Annotated in this window: 17 protein-coding genes; all 17 read right to left on the bottom strand. The window is 40.4% G+C overall.

Annotated elements, in window-relative coordinates; all coding sequences use genetic code 11:
* Window positions 1-7 precede the first annotated feature (7 nt).
* Window positions 8-685 (bottom strand): DUF4956 domain-containing protein, encoded by a 678-nt coding sequence (locus BM398_RS07245; RefSeq protein WP_092337066.1) that lies wholly within the window; start codon window positions 683-685, stop codon window positions 8-10.
* Window positions 686-728: 43 nt separating this feature from the next.
* Window positions 729-1,421, bottom strand: coding sequence for a polyphosphate polymerase domain-containing protein (locus tag BM398_RS07240; RefSeq protein WP_092337065.1), 693 nt, complete (start codon window positions 1,419-1,421; stop codon window positions 729-731).
* Between the two features lie 20 nt (window positions 1,422-1,441).
* Entirely contained in the window at window positions 1,442-3,298 is a 1,857-nt protein-coding gene (locus BM398_RS07235; protein WP_175531872.1) for a CotH kinase family protein, read from the bottom strand.
* A 50-nt stretch (window positions 3,299-3,348) separates the two neighbouring features.
* On the bottom strand, window positions 3,349-4,803 hold the full coding sequence (locus tag BM398_RS07230; RefSeq protein WP_092337063.1) for an MBOAT family O-acyltransferase: 1,455 nt from the start codon (window positions 4,801-4,803) through the stop codon (window positions 3,349-3,351).
* Window positions 4,804-4,843: 40 nt separating this feature from the next.
* Window positions 4,844-5,794, bottom strand: a complete 951-nt coding sequence (locus BM398_RS07225; RefSeq protein ID WP_092337062.1) for a glycosyltransferase family 2 protein — start codon at window positions 5,792-5,794, stop codon at window positions 4,844-4,846.
* Window positions 5,795-5,857: 63 nt separating this feature from the next.
* Window positions 5,858-7,441 carry an NAD(P)/FAD-dependent oxidoreductase gene (locus tag BM398_RS07220; protein ID WP_026655808.1) on the bottom strand — a complete coding sequence of 528 codons (1,584 nt, stop codon included), beginning with the start codon at window positions 7,439-7,441 and terminating at the stop codon, window positions 5,858-5,860.
* A 778-nt stretch (window positions 7,442-8,219) separates the two neighbouring features.
* Window positions 8,220-9,419, bottom strand: coding sequence for an SGNH/GDSL hydrolase family protein (locus BM398_RS07215; RefSeq protein ID WP_092337061.1), 1,200 nt, complete (start codon window positions 9,417-9,419; stop codon window positions 8,220-8,222).
* Window positions 9,420-9,583: 164 nt separating this feature from the next.
* Window positions 9,584-10,822, bottom strand: coding sequence for a lipopolysaccharide biosynthesis protein (locus BM398_RS07210; RefSeq protein ID WP_092337060.1), 1,239 nt, complete (start codon window positions 10,820-10,822; stop codon window positions 9,584-9,586).
* Between the two features lie 14 nt (window positions 10,823-10,836).
* Complete coding sequence (locus BM398_RS07205) at window positions 10,837-11,778, bottom strand: glycosyltransferase family 2 protein (RefSeq protein WP_092337059.1); 942 nt, start codon at window positions 11,776-11,778, stop codon at window positions 10,837-10,839.
* A gap of 35 nt (window positions 11,779-11,813) precedes the next feature.
* On the bottom strand, window positions 11,814-12,971 hold the full coding sequence (locus BM398_RS07200; RefSeq protein ID WP_092337058.1) for a hypothetical protein: 1,158 nt from the start codon (window positions 12,969-12,971) through the stop codon (window positions 11,814-11,816).
* A gap of 120 nt (window positions 12,972-13,091) precedes the next feature.
* Entirely contained in the window at window positions 13,092-14,909 is a 1,818-nt protein-coding gene (locus tag BM398_RS07195) for a DUF6044 family protein (RefSeq protein WP_092337057.1), read from the bottom strand.
* A 28-nt stretch (window positions 14,910-14,937) separates the two neighbouring features.
* A complete protein-coding gene (locus tag BM398_RS07190) occupies window positions 14,938-15,957 on the bottom strand; it encodes a radical SAM/SPASM domain-containing protein (RefSeq protein WP_026655815.1) in 1,020 nt (339 codons plus the stop codon).
* Between the two features lie 27 nt (window positions 15,958-15,984).
* Complete coding sequence (locus tag BM398_RS07185) at window positions 15,985-17,610, bottom strand: hypothetical protein (protein ID WP_092337056.1); 1,626 nt, start codon at window positions 17,608-17,610, stop codon at window positions 15,985-15,987.
* Window positions 17,585-19,135 (bottom strand): glycosyltransferase family 39 protein, encoded by a 1,551-nt coding sequence (locus tag BM398_RS07180; RefSeq protein ID WP_092337055.1) that lies wholly within the window; start codon window positions 19,133-19,135, stop codon window positions 17,585-17,587. Before BM398_RS07180 ends, BM398_RS07185 begins: the two co-directional genes overlap by 26 nt.
* Window positions 19,116-20,360, bottom strand: coding sequence for a hypothetical protein (locus BM398_RS07175; protein WP_092337054.1), 1,245 nt, complete (start codon window positions 20,358-20,360; stop codon window positions 19,116-19,118). Before BM398_RS07175 ends, BM398_RS07180 begins: the two co-directional genes overlap by 20 nt.
* 15 nt (window positions 20,361-20,375) lie before the next feature.
* Window positions 20,376-21,512, bottom strand: coding sequence for a DegT/DnrJ/EryC1/StrS family aminotransferase (locus BM398_RS07170; protein WP_092337053.1), 1,137 nt, complete (start codon window positions 21,510-21,512; stop codon window positions 20,376-20,378).
* Window positions 21,513-21,764: 252 nt separating this feature from the next.
* Window positions 21,765-22,709: a glycosyltransferase family 2 protein gene (locus tag BM398_RS07165; protein ID WP_092337052.1), complete on the bottom strand. Its 945-nt coding sequence runs from the start codon at window positions 22,707-22,709 to the stop codon at window positions 21,765-21,767.
* Window positions 22,710-22,711: the final 2 nt, after the last annotated feature.

Raw genomic sequence — 22,711 nt, 5'->3', positions numbered from 1 at the left:
ACTACGCTTAATATGTTACTTCGCCGTCATGCTTAAGGAGTGATACACTGTTTACTCCGTCAAGTCCCGAAAGGCTGCTGCAAAGTTTTCTTCCGTCAGATGTTCTGATCTCGAAAGCCAGACTAATCTGTCCGTTTGTTATTGTTCTGCTCTTCTCACTGTAATAACTCTTACTCTCTGTAAGTATCTTCTCAACACCGTCATTAGTCTCGTCGCTGTCTCTGAAGCTTATCAGAAGAATCTGAGGAGCTTTTGCCTGAGGAACAAGCTCAAGAACAAGAATGAGTATCGTGATCGATGCGGAAAGCACCAGCGCAATCCCAAACAATCCGGCGCCGCAGATGATTCCGACAGCTATTGACCAGAACAGGAACACAAGATCCATGGGATCCTTTATCGCGGTACGAAATCTTACAATAGAAAGCGCACCTACCATACCCAGAGAAACAACAACGCTTGACTGGATAGTCAGTATGATTGCCGCAGTTATTATCGCGATTGATGCAAGAGAGATATTAAAACTCTTTGAATAAAAACTCTTTTTGGTAACAACTCTGTAAAAAAGATAAATGTATATTGCAAATACACATGTAAGCGCGATTGCTATTATTATTGTCCTAATGCTCATCTCCGTCTGAGCATAATTCTCCAAAAAAGATTTCTTTAAAATATCTTTAAAACTCATTTCTCATCCTCCGTTATAATGCTGTGCTTGATATGTCATCCTATCAAAATGCCCGCATCGGCATTCGACGGCACAATTCGTATTTAGAAAAAGATGTATATCTCATATTCTCAAGAATCATCACCTGTCTCAAATGATCGGGCAAAAGCGTATCGAACTTCACCTCGAGAAGATCAAGGTCTCTTGCCATAATAGGTCTTATCGGCAGGTCTTCATCAAAGAACCGGTCAAACATCTCGCTCGAAGAAAGACATCTGTCGATCGTGATACGAACATTTGAAGGTCTCCAGATATACGGAATCCTCTCGTATTGAACAATTGTTGCCGGTCTGAAGCCTTTCGTCATAACCTGCAATGCAAAATCATTCCATAAGGGTTCTCTGTTCTTATCCGGCTCGATATTTCCGGCAATTGCCGCTTCAACATCCGCTCTTGAAATCGTTATGCTGTCTTTATGTGTCATATTGCCCAGTTTTTCTTTACATTCAAGATGTATCACTTTGTCGCTGCAATTATATATTCTGATTCTCCATTTTCTTCGGAAATTAACTCCGTCTTCCTTCTCATGAAGGCAGGAATTGTACGGATCGTCAAAATACACACTGCGAATCAGATAAGACGTGCCGTCACGCACATGCGGATCTTTTTCCATCATGGCATCAAGCCTCATCTTAAGGATAGCGACGTCAGCTTTATTCATAAGATACTTCTGTTCGTTTCTGTATCTGTTACCCATAAAACTCTGCTCTGTCCTTCCTAATGCTGTTTCTGCGTAAGTACCATGTCTTTTGTGACCACGGTTTCGGGAGTAAATAACTCCTTGCCATAGTACCAATCATTGCTGTCATTGTAAATCGGGAGCACATCCTCACCTATCGTATATCCCTTTTTAACCGGAACCATCAGATCAATTCTGGCTTCATCCAAAACAAAAGTCACAATATAATAAGCATCTTCATTCTTATAATATGCATCAAGGAACTTAGTCCTGTCAGCAAAAACTCCGGTAATTTTCTTTACCGAATTTGCAAAAGAATCCGCCGGATCATTCGGCTCATCAATATCTTCACCGGACCACCTGTAAGCATCTGCAATTGCTGATTTTTCAATTTCTTTTTCCCATACAGGCACATCTTCCGAAAGAATCTTTTTAAGCTGCGGCTCAGCCTTTTCAAAGAAAAATTTCTTCATTCCGTCATGAAAATCTTTGTGGGAATCAAACTGCTTAAGCCACATTATCCCCGAATTGTCTTTATCCTTTACTGCTATTGAATTATTGTGAATCGATCTGATCATATAATTCAATCTTTCATTCTGAATAAAGGAAACATAATCGTTTATTGACTTATCAAAGTCCCAGGCCGGACCACCGTATAACTTCCTATCGTTTTCTTTAATATGGAAAAACTCGCTGTTATACTCCGTATCATAATTTATCGATATCTCCTGAAACACATACTGGCGCATCCATGATTCGGGATCATAATAGTCAGACCATATTTTCCCAGATCCGGTCTTTTCACCGTCAGAAAGATAAAGAGCCTGTTCCGCCTCATTAACAAGATCTGTCAAATACTTATGCTGATCTTCTGTAAGATTGGACGGCGACTTCACTTCCATCCATCTGTTAGGTGTCTCTACAATAAGATTTTCCGGAGTATCCTGAAAAGCATCGGCCGCTCCAAGCTCAACGAGATATCCTCCGGTGTTATTTTGGTTCATCTTCCTATCGCCGGCAACATTATTAACGACCTCAAGATTATTGAGATCAATATTTCCGCCATCGATATCAACCTTTTGTAAAAGCAGATAAAGTCCCTCATACTGCCCGTTCAGATAGACATTCACATAGCGAAATTCAGGAGAATACTTATCTCCCGTATTCTTAGAAAGCCTGTACATTATGGCATCTTTCATAAATGATCCGTCAATAAACTCCGATATAAGGACCCACTTTCGCTGCGCAGGCATCCCAAGTATTCCCACATCAGATTCAAGATTGAACTGATACGAACTCTTATCGAAGAAAAAGGATGAATTTCCGTGAACACGAATATTGCAGTTTCCGCTATAATCTTTGGAATCATCTCCATTTAAAACTGTGCAAAAACCTGCAGCGGTATTTCCCTTTACTTCCTTCAAAAAATCTTTTGTATCATTATATGTTCCCAGATATACCGAAGGAATCCCACTTGCCGCTATAAATCTGAAATCAGCCGTTTCGGTGCCTACTCCGGGAACATCTATCTCACCGTTCAATCTTTCAAATAAAGGTACATTTAAAACATCTCCGCCTGTATAAGTTTCATTACCGACAGTAACTTCAATACCTTCATCGCAAACAAGTTCGATTTCTTCTCCCTCATCCACAGGAAGATATACGTCATAGCACAGCTTACCGTCACTGTCAAAATGCGCATTTATTCCGCTCGCCGTTTCAACAGGATTGCCGCAAGCCACAAATCCCACGCTCTCCCATATTGCGAAATCGGAATCTATGTACTTCTCTGCACTTCTTTTTTTATCCGTTATAAGAAAAACCGTTACCGACAATGCTACAATGAGCAGCGTCAGTATGAGCCATATGCTCTTTACTTTTCTTCCACCGATCAACCGAAAACTACTCCTTAAAATTCCACTTTCAAAACTCTTTTCTAAATAGATTAAAACTGCTTATAGATGAAATCAGACACATCATAGCCGGGTCCCCAGATACCGCACACTACGGTAACCACGATTCCCACTATCATAATGATCCATCTAAGCCACAATCCCTGGCACAGTATCTTTTCCCTTATAATAATTCCCCTACTGTTCACAAGATCAACAATGATCATAAGCAATATGCCAAATACGCCAAGAAGAAAGTTTCCTCTTGTAAGCCCGAACTGATACATACTTCCGTCAACAATTTTCCAAGGAGTAAATGCAAAAGAATTTCTTATAATCCTTACAGCCTGCATTATATCGTCCGCTCTAAAGAACACCCAGGCATATGCTACCAGAATAAAAGTTCCCACTGTCTTTACGATTCTGTGAGAAAAGCTCGCTCTACCTATATTGAATGTCTTTGTAATCTTATCTCTTACAGGAGTAACTATGCTTCCAATCACTTGATATACACCGTGAAGAAGTCCCCATGCGAGGAAAGTGAAATCCGCGCCGTGCCAAAGACCGCTCACAGTAAATACAATAAGTATATTGATAAACTTTCTGATTGTTCCTTTTCTGTTTCCACCAAGCGGAATATACAGATAATCTCTAAACCATGACGAAAGTGAAACATGCCACCTTCTCCAGAACTCCGCAATCGACCTTGCCAGATAAGGACTGTCAAAGTTATTCATTACATCAATTCCAAGAATTCTTGCTATTCCGATTGAAATATGTGAATAGCCCGCAAAATCCGCGTAAATCTCAAATGTATAGAACAGGATTGCAACAAAAGATACCGTACCCCTTATACCGTCTTCGGCATCAAATACAGCTTTGACAAAAATAGCAAGTCTGTCCGCAACAACAAGCTTAAGGAAATATCCCCAAAGCACCTGAAGAAAACCGTTTCTGAATCTGTCAAAATCAATAGGCTTGGGATTATCGAACTGTTTTAGCATATTCCCCGCTCTTTCGATAGGGCCGGCAAGAATCTGCGAAAAGAATGAAACGAAAAGAGCAAATTTAAGATAATTCTTTTCAGGGGCAATATCTCCCCTGTAAACGTCAATCAGATATCCTACGGACTTAAGTATGTAAAAAGATAGTCCGAGAGGAATGATCATATTATTCAGCTGTATATTTCCATAGGCTCCGTCTGTGGCGATACCCAGAATCTGCATAAAGAAATTGAAATATTTGAACACAAAAAGAATTCCGAGATTAAAAAGCAGGCACAAAAGAAATACGAGCTTTGCCTTCTTCTTTTTTCCCAGATAAATACCTGTTGCATACACCGAAAGCATAGAAAGTACGAGAACGATCATCGCCCCTATGCCTGCAGTTGAATAAAATACCATACTTGCTATAAGAAGCCAGATATAGCGATACTTTATCGGAACTATGAAATTGATCAAAACGGCGCATGGCAGAAATACCATAAATGCAAATGATATAAAGGTCATTGTTTCTCCCTGTGGTCTATAAATCTAGTGAACTGTCACATTATTTATCATTATCAAAATTAATGCGTTTTTCCTCAACAACTATGGGACGTCCGATAACTCTTGTATTGATGTTGAGGATATACTCACCTGTAAATCCGATGAAAAAGAGCTGTATCGCTCCCATAAGGAACATTCCGATGATCATCGGCGCATAACCTGCGTGGAAGCTGTACCAGTGAGTAAGCTTGAGTATAAGATATACAAATGCAACGATCATATCTATGATCGCACAAGCAAATCCCGCTAAAGTGCAAAGACGCAGTCCTACCTTGGTATATGATGTAATACTAAGCATTGCCGCATCATACAGGGTATAGAAATTGTTATGTGTCTTGCCTGCTCTTCTCTTAGGCTGTTCATACTCAACCGTTGTCATATTGAAACCGGCTCCGTACTCGGCAACAATTCCTCTTATGAACGGAATCGGATCGTTAAGCTGCCTTAGAAGAGTTATAAAGGTCTTGTCATAAAGGCCAAAACCTGTAAAGTGCTCAATCATCTGAACACTGGAAATATTCTTTATTGTCTTATAGTAGACAGTTCTGAGGAAATAAATGAATCCGTTTTCCTTACTCGAAGCTTTTACACCGCTTACGATCTTGTGACCCTCTTCCCACTTTTTTACAAATACGGGAATAAGCTCAACCGGATCCTGGAAATCGGCGCACACGGGAATAACACAGTCTCCGTCAAGAGAGCACATGCCATGGAAAGGCGAATTGAACTGTCCGAAATTTGTGACATTAAATATCGCCTTTATCTTATTATTTCCCTCACAGATCTTTTCAATCTTATCTCTTGTTCCGTCTGTAGACGCATTGTCTATGAAAACGATCTCATAATCATAGTTTGAAAGATCTTTTTTTATAACTTCTTCAATTGCGGAGGAAATTCCCTCCACGTTCTCCACCTCATTAAAACAGGGGATCAAAACACTTATTTTTTTCATAATACTCCTAAAAAATGCGGTGCTATATCATCCTAAAGCACCGCATTAAAATTTAATGTATCGTCAATCTATTTCCACCTCATCTGCTTCATCTTCGGAAGTAGATGTTTCATGGTATTCCTCCTCAGTGTTAACGTTCCATATGTTGCTGCGGTCTGTCTCTCCACTTATGATATTCTTAACAGCCTCAAAGGATGTACACATTGAATGATCGATATTGTTATATCTATGCTGACCATTTCTGCCTACGCAATAGAGATTGTCGATAGTATCAAGATACTCGATGAGCTTGTCCATCTCATCATATGTATCAAAGTAAGCAGGATAAGCCTTTTTAACTTTCTCCATGTGATAGTCAATAACTTCATCCGCTTTGTCGATAAGTTTAAGCTTGACCATCTCATCGATTGCCATCTTGGCAAACTCATCCTCGGTCATATTCCACATGTTATCGCCTTCAAAGCAGAAATATTCAAGTCCGACCCATACAGTATTCTCAAGATCTTTTACAAGATAAGGAGACCAGTTGTTGTAAATCTGGAATCTTCCCATCTTAACATTTCTATCCTGAACATATACCCAGTTATCAGGCACAATATTTCCGATAGTCTTGATCTTGGTCTTATTCTCAAGATTAAGCTTGGGAACAAGTACACCGAGAGTCATATAATCACGGTAAGGAAGTCCTGCTGCAATTCTTGCGGGGTCTGCGGGAACATCATTCATTCCTGCAACAAGATCCTTTATCGGCATTGAGCTGATAACTACATCGCCGTCAATCTCAATCTCTTTTCCATCAACAAGATAAGATACGCCTTTGATATGATTGCCGTCTTTCCTGATTCCGGTAACCTTGGCATTTACAATAATTGTACCACCGAGCTTCTTAATCTCCTCAGCAGTCACGTCCCAGAGCTGACCGGGTCCGAGCTTGGGATACTTGAACTCTTCTATAAGTGAAGTGTTAACCTTACGGTTCTTAACTTTAAAAAGTCTTCCAAGATAGTCCTTGATTATTCCGAAAATAGATAAGCCCTTAGTTCTCTGCTTGCCCCATGAAGCATCGATCTCGCTTGGATGTCTGCCCCAGAGATTCTCGGTATAATACTCGAAGAACATTGAATAAAGCTTCTTACCAAAGTTATTGATATAGAGATTCTCAAGATTGTCCTCAGGTCTCTTGTGGAAAACAGAAGCCATATATGAGAATCCAACCTGCATCGTAGTCAAAAAGCCGAAGTTCTTAAAAGTCTCACCCTTGAGTGAAATCGGGTAATCATAAAACTTGGAATCAAAAAGAATACGTGAGACACGATGTCTCTTAAGCATTACTCTGTCTGTTTTCTCAGGATCAGGACCACCCTCTGTCATCTTCATCGGTCTGTCGAGAACTATATCATCATAAGTAGGTTTTCCCTGTCCGGGAAGCATCTTATCCCACCATGCATTAACTTCGGGAACCTTGGTAAAAAATCTGTGACCACCCATATCCATGCGGTTCCCTTTGTACTCAACTGTTCTTGATATTCCTCCAAACTGGTCGGTTTCCTCAAAGATTACTACCTGATAATCCTTTGACTTGGTCAAAAGCTCATAAGCAGCAGTAAGTCCCGCAGGACCTGCACCAATAATTAAGGCCTTCTTCATCACATTTATCCTCATTTTCTAAATAATCGTTCGTTCATTATCTTGAGCACGAACAATAATAGTAGTATACCCCACCCCATAACATTCTTCAAGATAGCACTCCACGCTACTCCCCACGCGGCATTGGGGTTATTGGCGATATGCGTTCCATAAGTCAGGTTTGCACAGGGGTTATGTTCGTTGACATTCAAGGCATAAGCAATCGGTAATCTTTATTCTTCGCTCCTAAACTCGCCCATAAATGGGCTCAGACAGACGGAGCGAGAGCAGAATAAAGATTCCCGACCGCTTAAGCTCTTGAATGTTACAACTCACATAAATACTGTGAAAACCTGACTTATGGAACTACACAGTGGCAAATAGCCCCACTGTTCACCACACTTGGTATACGTTACATTAACAAAGTATTAACATTTTATCACAATATCCCCTGCATATCAATTACAATATTTATAGAATCTATAGCGCAAACATTCACCTAAGTATGTGCCGTGCGGCATATAGTAAAAAAACAGACCTATATGGCTATTTATCACAGCCTGCAGCTACGGGTTCAGTTTTGAAATGTGCAGTTCTCGGACGAGCAAGATAATTTTCAAATTAAATAAAACCCGAAAATGCCGACTTCCCTGAGCAACGTCGAAAGGAGGCATTTTCGGGTTTTATGAAATTATGAAAATCACTGCGCAGCCGAACACAAGCATTTCAAAACTGATACCGTCGCTGCAGGCTGTGATAAATAGCTATATAGGTCGTCCGTTTACAATATCCCTCGGCGTCACTCAGCTCCTGCGCCGTGCTCTCTGGCGAGTGGATATGCTCCGGCCTTGAGCTTCTCATAGGCCTCGGGATAATCGTCCTTGAGCTTGTCATCTGAGATCATGAAATACTCATCGGGATCGAATTGTCCAATCTTTATAATGTCATTTTCAAGGTATGCGAATGGCTCATTTTCCTCATAGTAATTCGGAATGTGAGCAAGAAGCCTTGAAAATACCTGTCTTCCCTTCAATGTAAGGTGAGTTCCGTCCAAAAGATACTCTTCTGCGGTATCAAGATAGAGATCGCACTTCTTATCATCGTTCATCGCATCAAAATCGATAACATCGAGATCCTCTGCTACGTTAAGTGCTTTTCTTGCATAATTTGCAAGAGTATCAATTCCGTAACTTACTACGTAAGAGTCACCAAGGAACTTACCCTGTGAATCCTTATAAATTCCATAGAAAGGAGTCATAAGAATAATTCTTGCATTAGGGCTTATCTCCTGGAGAGTTTTTACACCTTCCTCAAGTGCTTCATAATATGAATGAAGCGGATTGCCTTCAAACTGTGTTTTATCAAGCGGCATCTTATCAAAGAAGTCGTTTGCACCATACTCTATAAAATAATAATCAACCTTCTCAGGATTAATACTATTCATATTATCCAGAACTTCGGGATAATTCTGAAAAACTCTGTCTCTGTCAATCTTTCCTGCAAGACCGTAGGTTATTCCGTTAAACGAAATAGAATCCCACTTAGACAAAGATGTATCAGATGTTGAATGTTCAAGCGCAGCTGTTGTTCCGCCGATTCCAAGATTATATGCAACAGAATTGGGAACTCTTTCAGATACAAGAGAAGCAATATCGTTACTGCTGTCTCTTCCGTTCTCAATCTGGCTGTCGCCGATAAATACCATGACTACTTTATCATCGCCTTCCTGCGGCTGCTCTTCTTCCACTTTAGTTTCTTCAACCGAAGCAGACTCTGAAGCCTCAGCTTCTTCAAGTGTCGGCTGATAAATATCTTTTGCCAAAACCAATGTTCCGGCCTCTGAAGCCTGATCACTTTTACCGCTCATACTAGCGGCAAGATCGTCATTTATAAATTCCAGTGCAGTGTCTGCATTTTTATCAATTGCAGTACATCCGCAAGTCAGCATAGCTACTGTTGTTACACCCACAATAAAACTAATTATTTTTCTCTTCTTCATTTTTCCTCCTCGCTGATACTTCACCAAGCCCTATTTTAACACCAATCTGTCAAAACATTTCGACAGGAGTACAAAAATTAATGAAATCTACAATCAATCTTAAGAAAGTCTTAAGAAGTTACCTTTCACTCGATAACGCATGTGCGCAATATTGGCAATAACTATTACTGTTCCGTCTCTTTCTTTTTTCCGAGTTTTACAACTCCAAGTATTATTACAGTAACGAATCTCACGATGTTCACCGCAACGAGACCATAGGCAAATCCTACCATTCCCCACTTATACGTAACCGGGATCACTATGGTCACGAAAACAATTCCATAAATGAGATTGATAATAAACTGAAGTTTTTCTTCCGTAAACGCAAGAAGCACGACCATCAATGAACCCGAGATAAAATAAAGGAGCTGTCCGAGGTTTGCCAAAAAGAAAAATTTCGAAGCCCCATCATATACATCGGGAGTAAAAAACAGCTTTACATATATCATTGAAAAGCCGCTACACACAAGCGCTCCGAGGAACGTAAGTGCCAAAAAAGCCGATCCGATCGTGGCAAATATCTTTTTATTCATCTTAATCTTATAATTTGTAAGATAGCTTATGACTACACCATTTAGCGGAGTCGTGAGCATTGCTACAATCTTACCGATAAGGCTGGCGGTATAAAAATCTGTAACCTGACCTGACTCGGCAAAATGCTTTAAGAGAATCCTGTCTGAATTAAGTATCAGATTTGCCAGCACGTTTCCCATGGCTATGTACCATGCAGACTTCATATTCTCTTTAAACGCACCCGACAAATTAAAAAACGGCGCCCTAAATATTTTTCCGGTCGCAACAGTAAAAATGATACCGAAAATCTCTCCGAGGAACATCACGAGAACCCAGTTCTTGGTAACCGGGTACAACATAAGTCCCAGCACATATCCCACAGATACAGATAAGAAGAAAAAGAAATATTCTTTAAATCTTATGTTCATCCTGTACTGAACATCCGAATAGTACCTGAAAACCGTAACTATCATGAGAACAAGTACGGGAACAAAGAGTTTTAGCGATATTCCCTCCGCCAGATAAATGGCTCCGAAAGTAACCGGAATAGAAAGAACGGCGATCATCAAAAGAAATACATTGTAATCTCCGTTTGTTTCCTCTCTGTCTTTTTTTGCCATCATTCTCGAATAACTGGCTGCAGTTCCAAATCCCGCACCCATTACAGAAATAATGGAAATTAAATAAAGAACGGTGTCAAATCCGCTCCTTCCAATGCTTTTTTCAATCTTGGAATAAACAAGAAGCTGCAGAACACCGTTATAGATGACCAGTGCAAGAACACTGAATATAAAGTCTTTGGAGGCTTTTTTTACAAGCCCCGACTTATTTTTTTTATTACTATCTTCCATTTGACCGCTAATCCTTATTTCATCATGTCTGTTTCTTTGTGACGCTGAAGCATGTTGAGCTGCATTTCAAACTCACGTCTGTTATTTACCGCAAGTGTTGACAGTATAACTCCCGCAAAAAAGCTCTGAACCGCAGAAAGCATGATAAAGCAGCAAACTATCAATGTAGGGAATCTGGGCACAAGGCCGGTGCGCCAATACTCTGTGAGGATAGGCACAAAGAAGAATACCGCAATAAGTGCAAGCACTGCCGAAATTATAAGGAAGAACCCAAAAGGCTTGTAGTTTCTGTAAAGCTTTGCAATGGTCTTAAGAACTTTCATACCGTCTTCATAAGTATTGAGCTTACTCTCAGATCCTTCGGGTCTGTCTCTGTATTCGATAACGACATTGTCAATCTGCATGTTGTTGTAAACAGCATGAATAGTCATCTCTGTCTCTATCTCAAATCCCTTTGAAAGAACGGGGAATGTCTTTACAAACTCATAGCTGAAAGCTCTGAAACCTGTCATGATATCTCTGATATTGCATCCGAACAGCTTGTTGATACTTCCTCTTACGAGATTATTTCCAAAGTTATGGAAAGGTCTTTTGTTCTCCTGATAATATGTTGATGAAAGTCTGTCTCCGACTACCATATCAGAATTATGATTAAGAACAAGGTCAACCATCTCGGGAGCCGAATCCATGGGATATGTATCGTCTCCATCAACCATCACATATACAAGAGCATCGATCTCGCGGAACATACGTCTTATAACATTACCTTTTCCCTGCATAAATTCATTGCGCACAACAGCGCCTTCAGCTGCTGCAATTTCTGCAGTGCGGTCTTTCGAATTATTGTTATATACATAAATAACCGCCTCGGGAAGTGCCGCTTTGGCATCTCTTATAACCTTCGCTATAGTCTTTTCCTCATTGTAACAAGGTATCAGTACTGCAATCTTATCCATAAATATCCTCTTCAAGTAATCATTATAAAGTAATCTTAGTATGTCTTTCCTTTTGCATAGGAGCTCACCTGGCTGTTAAAGGTTTTCTTTTTGCCATTTATCCAGGCATTTGTCTGCGCCTTAACCGTTATTCTGACATCATAGTCACCCTGCGCAGTATATGTATAGTTAGGTGCGTTAGTATATGTAACTTCCTTTATATCATACTCGGACTCTGCACTTTTTTTGTGTTCAACTACCACTTCATAGTGCTCGGCACCATCAACAGGCTCCCAGGCAAAATAAACTTCCGTGCCGGTCGCGCCTTTGCGGGTAACTCCGTCTTTTACTTTTGGAGCTGTAAGAGCATCTTCGCAGGTATTTCCGAGAGCAAATTCACTCCAATCTCCGCAAATGGCTTTCTTTGCATCGCCTTTATATGCCCTTACTTTGATCCTGATGTCATAATTGATCTTATCTTTGTATGTATAAGTGGGCTCATCCGAATACACATCCTCAATATGAGAATATGCTGTGCTTTCATGAGGCTTTCCTTCGACAGATATTTCATACCTGTCTATGTTCTCATCAGGTTCCCATTCGAAAGTTACTTCTACTCCTCTGTCACCGATCTTGGTAACTCCGTCTTCAATCTCGGGAATTATTATTCCATTCTTGGATTTCTTCTTTACATTTGATTTATCATCGGCTTTCTTATCATCAGTCTTTTTATCATCCGACTTATCTTTTGTCTTATCCTTTGACGTATCTTTTGCTTTATCGTCCGCAGACTTTCCTTTAGAAGCGCTGTCACTTGCAGACTTGCTCACCGACGAACCTGTTGATGCGCTACTTGCCGCCGCGCTGCTTTCCGAGCCTTTCTTCACATCCTTACTTACATCACTGATTTTTGAAGTAACATCATCCGAAGATAACTTTGATGATGCCGTAGATGCTGATGCTGACGATTTTTCTTTTGACGCATCAATTGAATTTCCTGTTGATGCAGATGTCGACGCTTCTAATGACGACGCCGTCGATGCTTTAACAGAAGCATCCGATGCTTCATTTGATGCCACTTCTGAGGAGCCCACAGATGCTCCATCCGAGAATCCTTCGATAGCGGCAGATGATCCCTCACTATAAGAAGTGCAACCGCTCATAAGACCGATTGTCATGCATAATGCTGCAACAAATTCTATTTTTTTTGACATTGTATAAATCTCCCTTTGTCAAAACACCCAAAAGGTAAACCACTTAACAATTAATAAATCCATAGCATTATAACATAATTCACATCATTATTCAGCATTTCCTTTGTTTCGAACCAATCCTCACTCTAATCCGTAAACATAGATATTGTAAGGAGAATTGTATCCGCTGTATTCACCGATTGGCGTAAGTCCTTCTTCACGCGCATTGGCTATATCAATTCGTGAAAAAAGATATTTGCACCCAAGTTTCTTAAGTTCTCCCGCATCAATATAAATATTGTTATCGGTAACACCGTACATACTCTTTGTCGCCATTACTATCGTCGCATCGGTTCCGGAATAGAGATAACATCTTGCTCCCCATTCATCGAAGTATGCTGCGGAGCTTGGATTTTTTGAAAGTGCCGGCGCGATTACTTTTCTAAATTCTTCTTTATAGCTCTGAGGATAAAAACCCAGATAGCCGTCAAGCGTTGCAATTCCGTTATATTCAAGGATTGCCGGATGCATTCCGTAGGCAACACTCCATTCACCTTCTTTGTAGCCAATCCCCTTTTTCACATCCGAAAAAAGTTCCTCTGAATAGAACTCTCTATAATTGAGATCATCGAGCTTATTTCCCTGGATATTTTCTTTTACTACATGATAAAGCGTGCCCCTAAGATCATTGTATCTTGTCGGCGTAATGATGACGATCACCACCGCCATCGCAATAACCACATATGACAAAACGCCCTTAAGAATTTCTTTCTTGCTCATTCTGTATGCGATAATAAACAGCATTGCGCACCAGATAAACGGGCTGAAAAAGACCGTCCTGTTAAACTGAAATCCTTTTAAAGGCGGAACCACTGTCGCAAAAACATCGTTAACTTCCCTGATAAAATAAATACCGTAAACAACCGCATTAAATACAAGGATCAACGCACAAAGATTATATACATCCGTAAATATTCCCCTGAAATTCTTTTTATAAACAAATCTTCCGTTCAAAAAGATCAGATATAAAAGACACACAGGCATTACGAAATACTTGTGACAATCCTCCGCATGCATCATGCCGTTTACAAACACATCAAGGATAAGCCCGGGCACCTCAGATGCCGGAACAAAGCTCTGCACCATCGTATCCCTTATAGTAATAACATCGGAAAAGAGCATCATTCCGAATAATCTGTATTCGAAGACGACGAATCCCACCGAAAGCGCCACAAGCCCCGCGATAAGCCCAAAGCTCGGCTTTTTGTCCCGAATCCACATCCATATGATTCCTATGAAAAGATATCCCAGAATAAAGAATCCAAAGTATGAAAAATACGAAACAAACGGATAACAGAAAATAAGCACAACATACTCTGCCATTTTCCGAACCCTCTTTGGATCGTCACTTTTCTCCGTCAAATATATTCTTCTGAGAAGATAGACTATAAGCGGGATTGAGGCAAAAGAAATCCCAAACGCCGGAAAAAGATTTAAGACTCCGTACAGAAATCCCGCACCGACAGCAAGATTTAATTCCGACGCGTATTCTTCCTTAAGGCAAAATCTTGCACGCTCAAAGAATGAATCTATTTTTTCACCCGAAAGAATCGTGCAATCAACAAATAACAGCACGCAGGAAAAGACAGCAATGCCAAGCTTTAATACATATCCAACTATATAAGCCGTAAACGGTGAAAAGATCATATACAGAACTGTATACAAAGAAGCTTCACCCGGAAGCACATCTCTTGACACTCCGCCAAGAAAAGGTGCGCTGACTCCGTGCGAAAAAAAAGTGCCGGTGTTTCTCAGCATCGCAAACTGAGCGATAAAGAGGTCCATGTTGTCATGAACCCCTATATAGCTGTTCTCACCAATGGCACAATAAAATACTGAAATAATCAGAATAAACAAAAGAACTGCAAATATAACAAAACGCCTTTTCAAGAGTTTCATTTTGTCAAATTCCCCTCAACGCCGACGATCATTTAATGTTGTCATCCTCGTTATTCTTATTGCCAATCTTCATTCTCTCATGACCGCCGAGCTTGTTTGCAGCGTCCTGGTCACCTCTTAAAATTGCATTGACAATCTGCATACGGAAGCCCGCATCAATAAAGTCACAGTGCTTACAGAACGGATAGTTCTGTCTTCCCTCTGCAATCTTCTTTCTTACTGCCTGGAACTGAGGACTTCCCCATGCTTCCTTAAGACTCATCTTGGTAAGATCGCCAAAATCGGTAGTCTCAAAGTTATCGCAGCAGCAAAGTCCCATCTTGCCGTTGGGCATGATCCACATATCTGTGAAAGGAAGAAGACAAGTCTCCTTAATAACCTTCTCGGTTGCCTTCTTATTGGGCGCACTTCCCGCTCTGTTTGTAAGAACTTCCTGAAGATATCTCATCTGAATCTGGATATCAAGGTCCTTAAACTCATCGGGATGAGCCTTTACATAATCATAGAGTTCCTGAATATTCTTATGAAGCTTCATCTCCATCGAATAGTTGTTGATGATAAGCTGATTGATATATGGAGCAACCTCTTTTACCTTATCGATTGTAAGAATAAGTCCGTTGGTAGACATGAAAATAAAGCTGTCCGGAAGTTTCTCCCTCGCATACTTGTGTCTCTCAACAATCTTGGTATCAAGAAGGGGCTCATTATTTCCGTAAAGTGTAAGATGTCCCTTATATCCCCAGTCTGCAAGCTGATCGATGATATTCTTATAAACATCGTCGTCAATCTTTGCAAGAGGTCTGCACTCCGCATGAACATTAGCTGTACAGAATGCACATGTGGAATTACATCTGTTTATAGTCTCGATATTTACCACATTGGGCATCGGAACTTCCTTGGAATTAAGGAAGTAATCACAATAAGCCTTCTGAGACTTACTTCTTGTAAAAAACTGTAATTTAAGGTATGCGTTACTTGCAAGCATAGGAAAATGTTTTCTTGCAAACCAGCCAAATTTTCCCATGAAACTGTTTACTCTTATAGGCATTAAAAAATCTCCTTACCACTCAGCCGATCACTCAGCCTTTTTCTGATACAAATAGTATGTAGCGGTCTGATTCGGATCCCATGGATCGATGAAGTCTTCCTGCAGAACAAGGTCGTAATCATCAACACCCTCCGCAGGCTTATTGACAGATATCACAAAATCAACAATTTTTTCATGAGTGAATCTTTTTTGTTCCTCAAGAACTTTTTCCATATGCTCTGCGTTCACAGTCTGTGTCTGGAAGTAATAGCATACGGGCAATGTATCTGTCACGGTGTAAAGTCCCGCATCAAAGCCGTTCTCATTTATGATCTTCGGATTCTCTATTCCGCTTGAAAGCACATGATCACGGAAATGATAGAGCCAAAGGTCATTTTTCGCAATTTTCATATACGAAACATTTGGTGAGATATTATACGCAGTAATTCCCGCTACAAGCAGCATCAATATCATAACCGCACTTGTAAGCTTGGTAAGTTCGTCCTTGAAGCCGTCACGATTTAGCTTAAGGTACAATCCTTCGAGCAAATAACCTATCACGGTAACTCCAAACACCGTAAATCCGTTTATCGGGAACGGATAATATGTTATGCTGACTCCTCCGATGAAAATGATCAGCGTAAGGAATCCCAAAAGCATTGCTATATTGACATATTCCACGACTTTAAGCGGAATTACAACTATATCTCTTTTTATAAGCTTGTATTTATCTTCAGGAATAAAAGAAAATACAAGAGCCACAGTAAAGTATAACGCACCGATAAAAATAGTCAAATACACTAATTTATTATCGTAAATATGATCGGTCATCTTATCGTAGATAACGGCCATTCTCTCGACAAAAGACAGTTTTTTCGAATACCCGAAAACATTTTCGTAGATGTACACACGTCCCCAGTCGACGATTGCATTATTCATTCCGAAATATACAAGTCCCGGTATAAATGTGATCGCCATTCCGCCAAGAAATACAACGCAGCTGACAAAAGCTTTTTTTACAGCCTTAGCCCCTATGATATCCGCAAAGAATACCATCGCCATCCATGCAAAGAAAAATCCCAGTGAATTGAACTTGATATGAAAAACGCATCCCGCAAGAATTCCGCCAACAAGAACTCTTTTGTATCTCATGGGTTCCGGATAGTTCTCTTTAAAGTGCCTTATCGAAATATACATTTCCCACATGATAAACGGGAAAAGAAACTCCTCAGCACTTCCGCCCCAGTAAAAGCATCTTGATGTATATACGATCATTCCCACAACCGGCGTTAGGATGTATGGCATGGAAACAGATCTTAAGTACACCTGCATAATCCTGAATGCCGCTTTGAGAGCCATTGTACATGCCAATATCTCAATTATGTACACACCCAGAAACGTTGTTCTAGAGATAAGAGAAGCCAACATATATATACTGTACTGAAAGATTCCCTTCTGATCGAAAAGATCCCTGTACGGCACCATACCGCTCAGCATACTCTTTCCGACAGTAAAATAACTGTTAGAATCATCCCATATATTAAATGCGTACAGGAAAGAAGATCTTGAGCATATTGTCATTATCACCGCACCTGTTATAAGGCACCAGACAAATGAAAACAGCCCGTCTCTCCTTTCATCGGGAGTATCATATTTTTTTGAGTTTATGTTCATGAATAAGTCCAAGTAGCACCTTTAATCCGCACGCAGCAAAAGGAAGCTGATAAATGTAATATCTCATTGCATAGCGTGAGGACCCTTCCCAAAATTCGTGGAAAACCATTCCACCAAAGATTAACAGTAACATCAGCATCTCGTAATCCGAAACATGCCTTTTCCTCAGAACTTCTATAAGATATACCACTACGCCCAAATAACAGAGCGTCATAAAAACATTCATAATCCAAGCTAAAACAGTACTTCCAAATCCAAATACAATACTATTTCCCAGCGCCGATATTTCATGGTGTCTGCTTACATAATCAAGATTTTGCGTTGATATGCAAACAGGATCGGCCCACTGGGTTATATATTTCCTTGTAAAAAATCTTGCGGCATAAAATGGATGATGTGCAAAAAGATCGATCCTCTCTTTGATATTTGCGATAGCCGCTTTCTTCGTAAGTTCCGTATCGTAATTATTTTCTCCAAAAACGGCATAATTATAACCATTAAACCACCCGGGTTCCAGGCCTCCGTCTTCCTGAAGTCCCATTGCTATATGTGCCACGGAAGGATTACCTTTGGGTATTTCCTCAAGTCCCGTAACCTTCGTGTAGTGATTGTTTATATACGCCTTTTGGCCGAACACAAAAATCAGCATACATATTGCTATGATCACTCTGTTTTTTAGCTTAACTTTTACATCATCATCTTTGGATCCGATACCATTAATAAACAGTATCATTATAAGCGCAATTACAGTAATTTCACAATTGGTTTTCAACATGACACCGATAGCAATGGCCAAGCCCGATCCAAGCCCGTATCTCTGCTCTCCGGTCTTCATGTACCTGATCATCAGATACAGCGCCAACGTCTGCGGTCCCATGCTGAGAATATCGCCGTAAATATAAGTCACATAATTGTAAAAAAACAATGCTCCCATAGATAAAAGCGACATAATGCCGCATATTTCCGCATCTTCAAAACACTCCATGCATATTTTATCCAGAAAATACATTGTAAAAAGAATCGATATCAGCTGCGCAATATCCCACGCAAGATAATTTCCGGAGCCAAAAACCTTAGTCATAAACTCGCCGAAAAAGACATATCCCAGCTGGAAAGGCCAGGTATAAAGATAGCCGCCTTTTTCCGTAAGCTGCGAATAATCACCTCTTACAAAGCTGTTTATGTACATATCCAGCATATCAGAATCATTGACCGGCATCGGTCTTATCGAAAAGATCAGCGTCAGGCAATACAAAACGCAGAACACAAGCCCTATTACCACAAGCTTTTTGTTCTTTGCAAAAATCTCTTTTTTCTTGAGAATGTAAAAGATAAACAGACTAAGCCCGACAGATATAACAAGAAGCGGGATATTTTCCATTTTAAAGTACAGCTTATCATTCTCCTGATGCATCTTGTAATAAATTGTTGTAAAAAAACTGCACCCAAGGATCAGCACCGCACCGAGAAGAAGACATGCGCAAATTGCCATATTAAAAGCTTTTTTAAGCTTCACTTTTCTCATTACCTCCGTTCAAAAGACCAATGATATCAGCGGTAACAAACAAATATGAAGCGACATAAAATACCGAAATGAAAGCAATATCAATTATTTCCGCCCCAAACAGCGTAATGCCGTAAACTATCAACGAGCATATATTTGCAACTATCATAAAAAGCATTATCTTCTTTCTCACCATCATCGCAAAAGGAGTAAGAAGGATAAGCATCGCATAATCATATCTCTCATGCATTCCAGGAAGAAGGATCACGCAAGTCCAGGATGTCCATATCGCAAGGTAAAGAACAAGATTTCTGTCTATCTTTTCCCTGAATCTGTAACAAAAAAACGCGATAACAACAAGCACAGCAGCAAGTACCATCACAGCCGCCGTCGAAAGAAGCTTGTAATGATCGTCGAACCCCCAGTTATAAATATTGGGGCAATAAGACACCATTCCGTATCCTTCCGAATCAAGCTCCCCCGTCTGTTCCAGATAAGCAAAATAAGTTGCTCTTAGTCCGTGCTTTGCAAGAACTTCCGGAAGTCCGGCAACAAGATAGACAAACGGAATCCACAGAAACTCAAGAATACTGAAAGCCGTCTTTTTAGAAAGCTCTTTTCCCTCATTCTCAGCACCGTTAAATCCGCCTGTAATGTAAATTATCAGGTAAAGAGGAAGGAAAAGTATCGCCTGAAGCTTAAACGCAAAAGCAACAGAGTACCAGATCATTGAAGTCCTGTATTGCTGCTTTAAAAGCTTGTACATCGCGATCATCAAAAAGCATGTATATACCGCATCAACCTGCTTCCAAAGTGCTCCGTCAAAAATAACGAAAGGCAGGTAAAGCGTCATAACACCGATAAAAACAGAGCAGCGCTTTTTTTCCGTAAGAAGATAAAAAATCTTGTAGATAAAAAACGCTGATATAAATTCACATATTGCTGGAACGATGCTGAGCGGCACCCATGCTTCGCAAGGAAAAAGCGAAGACAGTGCATAGATCACGTTAAACGGAACATAGTAATCCCCGGGAGCGTTTGAAAGTCCCTTGATGATTCCGTTTTGTCTGTAGAACTCAACCCATTCTTTATAATAAAAATTATAGTCCGGAGAAAGCTCTGTATTGGGCGCAAGTTTAAACCTTATGAATACAGAAATAAGAATAAGTAATCCGATAGCTATCTCGAATAAATACTTATCTATAAGGTTTCTTATGAGTTTGTCCAATGCAAGTTCTTTCTTCATGTATATTATTCTCCGTCATTTAAAAGAATTCACGCAGGCTATAACTCTGTCCTGCTCATCTCTTGTAAGTCCCGTGTACATCGGAAGAGATATTACCTCCGAAGCAAAGCGCTCAGTGATTGGAAGACTTCCCGCGGGCACACCCAGATATTCATACGCCTGTGCCATGTGAGGCGGGATCGGATAATGGATCAAAGTCATGATGCCGTTATCTTCAAGATATTGTCTTAATCTGTCGCGCTCCGAAGATGCTTCCTTACCGTTTTCTCCGGCACCTTCCGTCGGAACTCTAAGTACAAACTGATGCCATACACAGGTTGCATTATTCGCAACAGACGGCTTTATCACCTTTTTATTGTCAATTCCTGCCGTGTAGTAGTTCGCAAGCTCTTCTCTCTCTTTTGTTATCTCATCCATGTGAGTAAGCTTAACCCTAAGAAGTCCTGCCTGAAGCTCATCAAGCCTTGAATTTGCACCGACCACCATGTTATAGTAGCGCTTCTCACTTCCGTAGTTTCTGTATATCTTAACAAGTCTTGCAAGCTCCGGATCGTCAGTAGTTATAGCGCCTGCATCTCCGTAAGCTCCCATGTTTTTGGACGGGTAAAAAGAGAAACATCCGATGTCACCAAACGCTCCCGTCATCTTGCCGTTATATTTTGCTCCGTGAGACTGTGCACAGTCTTCGACGAGCTTAAGATTGTGTTTCTTGCAGACAGCACAGATCTTATCCATGTTTGCGGCATGACCGTAGAGGTGGACAACAAGGATTGCCTTAGTCTTGTCCGTTATCTTCTCTTCAATCTTATCTGCATCTATTTGATAGTATTCATCAGGCTCAACAAATACAGGTGTCGCGTCATTTATGGTTATTCCCATTACGCTTGCGATGTAGGTGTTGCCCTGAACAATGACTTCATCGCCCTTGCCGATTCCAAGTACTCTGAAAGCAAGCCAAAGAGCATCAAGTCCGTTTGCAACTCCGACCGAATGCTTCGTTCCTACATAAGAAGCAAACTCTTCCTCGAACTTCTCAACTTCTTTTCCAAGGATGTACCATCCCGAGCGAAGTACCTCGAGAGCCTTCTCCTCATATTCTTTCTGATATCTGAAATATCCGCGGTCCATACGGCCCTGCATGATTTTTTCCATACGTTGGTGGCGCCTTTCTGTTACTGAGTTCCAATGTTGAAACCATATCTATGTAAATGTTTCCTCGTTGTGATTTCCATAGATTCATATCAGAAAAAAAGTCTCATTTCATGGTCATTCAAAACATTCGACTTTTTTCTGATATTTCATCTTGGAAATCATCAACTCGTGCAAATATTTACATAGATATGGTTTCAACATATTCACTTAGTAACTCTCATTTCACTTATACTTAATTATTCAAGCTATAAGTTATTTAACATCCTTATCATCTTGTGAACGTTTTACTTCATCGATAATGAAAGGAGGACGCTTACGTGATTCCTCAAGTGCACGCCATATATATTCGCCGAGCATTGAAAGCATGATAAAAATGAGTCCGAATCCGAAAAGAACAACGCTCATAAGAGATGCATATCCAAGGATTGGAGTTCCTGTTGTAAGTTTCTCTTTTATTGTTAATATAATACCCACAAGCGATAATAATGCAAAAACCGATCCTATCGTCGCCATGCATCTGATTGGGAAATAGGAGAAGCTCATCATTGAATCCACAACGAGCTTGATTTTCTTTCCGAGAGTCCAGCGGGATTTTCCGACTTCTCTGTCTTTTCTGTGGAAGTAGATTTTTTCTGTCTTAAAACCTACCCACATAACCTGAAGTGTAAGAGATGAATTCTTTTCATCCATCATCTCAAGTACCTTGATTACCTGTCTGTCTACAAGATAGCAGTCGCATCCGCCCTGAGGCATGTCTTTATTTATAGTCTTTCTTACAAGCCAGTAATAGCAGCCGGCAAAAAACTTCTTAACGGCATTCTCATCTCTTGAGCCTCTGATAGCCAGAACCACCTTATTGCCGCGTTTCCAGCTCTCGTACATCTCAAGGATAAGTGTTGAATCTTCCTGAAGATCGGCCTGCTTGGTAACGGCGCAGTCACCTGTACATACGGAAAGTCCCGCAAGAAGCGCCGCGTGCTCACCAAAGTTTCTTGAAAGCTTGGTAGCTACAACGTTTTTATCCATAGCGGCAATCTTGTTTATGATTTCCCAGGAATTGTCGCCCGATCCGTCGTCAACAAAAACTATCTCATATTCTTCAAGCTTACCGAGAACTTTTTCCTTGAGGTCGTCATATAAAAGCTCCAGTGTATCCGAGTTGTAATAAACAGGAATAACAATAGAAAGTTTACTCATAA

The sequence above is a fragment of the Butyrivibrio sp. M55 genome, assembly GCF_900116865.1.
GTDB lineage: Bacteria > Bacillota > Clostridia > Lachnospirales > Lachnospiraceae > Butyrivibrio.
Note: the sequence above shows the minus strand (reverse complement) of the source record. Positions and strands in the feature narration are given on the sequence as shown.

Excerpts from the sequence above, each read along its gene's own strand:
- BM398_RS07220 (WP_026655808.1), bottom strand. The coding sequence starts at position 7,441 with ATGAAGAAGGCCTTAATTATTGGTGCAGGTCCTGCGGGACTTACTGCT.
- BM398_RS07165 (WP_092337052.1), bottom strand. The coding sequence starts at position 22,709 with ATGAGTAAACTTTCTATTGTTATTCCTGTTTATTACAACTCGGATACA.
- BM398_RS07180 (WP_092337055.1), bottom strand. The coding sequence starts at position 19,135 with ATGAGAAAAGTGAAGCTTAAAAAAGCTTTTAATATGGCAATTTGCGCA.
- BM398_RS07240 (WP_092337065.1), bottom strand. The coding sequence starts at position 1,421 with ATGGGTAACAGATACAGAAACGAACAGAAGTATCTTATGAATAAAGCT.
- BM398_RS07190 (WP_026655815.1), bottom strand. The coding sequence starts at position 15,957 with ATGCCTATAAGAGTAAACAGTTTCATGGGAAAATTTGGCTGGTTTGCA.
- BM398_RS07205 (WP_092337059.1), bottom strand. The coding sequence starts at position 11,778 with ATGGATAAGATTGCAGTACTGATACCTTGTTACAATGAGGAAAAGACT.
- BM398_RS07175 (WP_092337054.1), bottom strand. The coding sequence starts at position 20,360 with ATGAAGAAAGAACTTGCATTGGACAAACTCATAAGAAACCTTATAGAT.
- BM398_RS07245 (WP_092337066.1), bottom strand. The coding sequence starts at position 685 with ATGAGTTTTAAAGATATTTTAAAGAAATCTTTTTTGGAGAATTATGCT.
- BM398_RS07230 (WP_092337063.1), bottom strand. The coding sequence starts at position 4,803 with ATGACCTTTATATCATTTGCATTTATGGTATTTCTGCCATGCGCCGTT.
- BM398_RS07200 (WP_092337058.1), bottom strand. The coding sequence starts at position 12,971 with ATGTCAAAAAAAATAGAATTTGTTGCAGCATTATGCATGACAATCGGT.
- BM398_RS07195 (WP_092337057.1), bottom strand. The coding sequence starts at position 14,909 with ATGAAACTCTTGAAAAGGCGTTTTGTTATATTTGCAGTTCTTTTGTTT.
- BM398_RS07185 (WP_092337056.1), bottom strand. The coding sequence starts at position 17,610 with ATGAACATAAACTCAAAAAAATATGATACTCCCGATGAAAGGAGAGAC.
- BM398_RS07225 (WP_092337062.1), bottom strand. The coding sequence starts at position 5,794 with ATGAAAAAAATAAGTGTTTTGATCCCCTGTTTTAATGAGGTGGAGAAC.
- BM398_RS07170 (WP_092337053.1), bottom strand. The coding sequence starts at position 21,512 with ATGGAAAAAATCATGCAGGGCCGTATGGACCGCGGATATTTCAGATAT.
- BM398_RS07210 (WP_092337060.1), bottom strand. The coding sequence starts at position 10,822 with ATGGAAGATAGTAATAAAAAAAATAAGTCGGGGCTTGTAAAAAAAGCC.
- BM398_RS07215 (WP_092337061.1), bottom strand. The coding sequence starts at position 9,419 with ATGAAGAAGAGAAAAATAATTAGTTTTATTGTGGGTGTAACAACAGTA.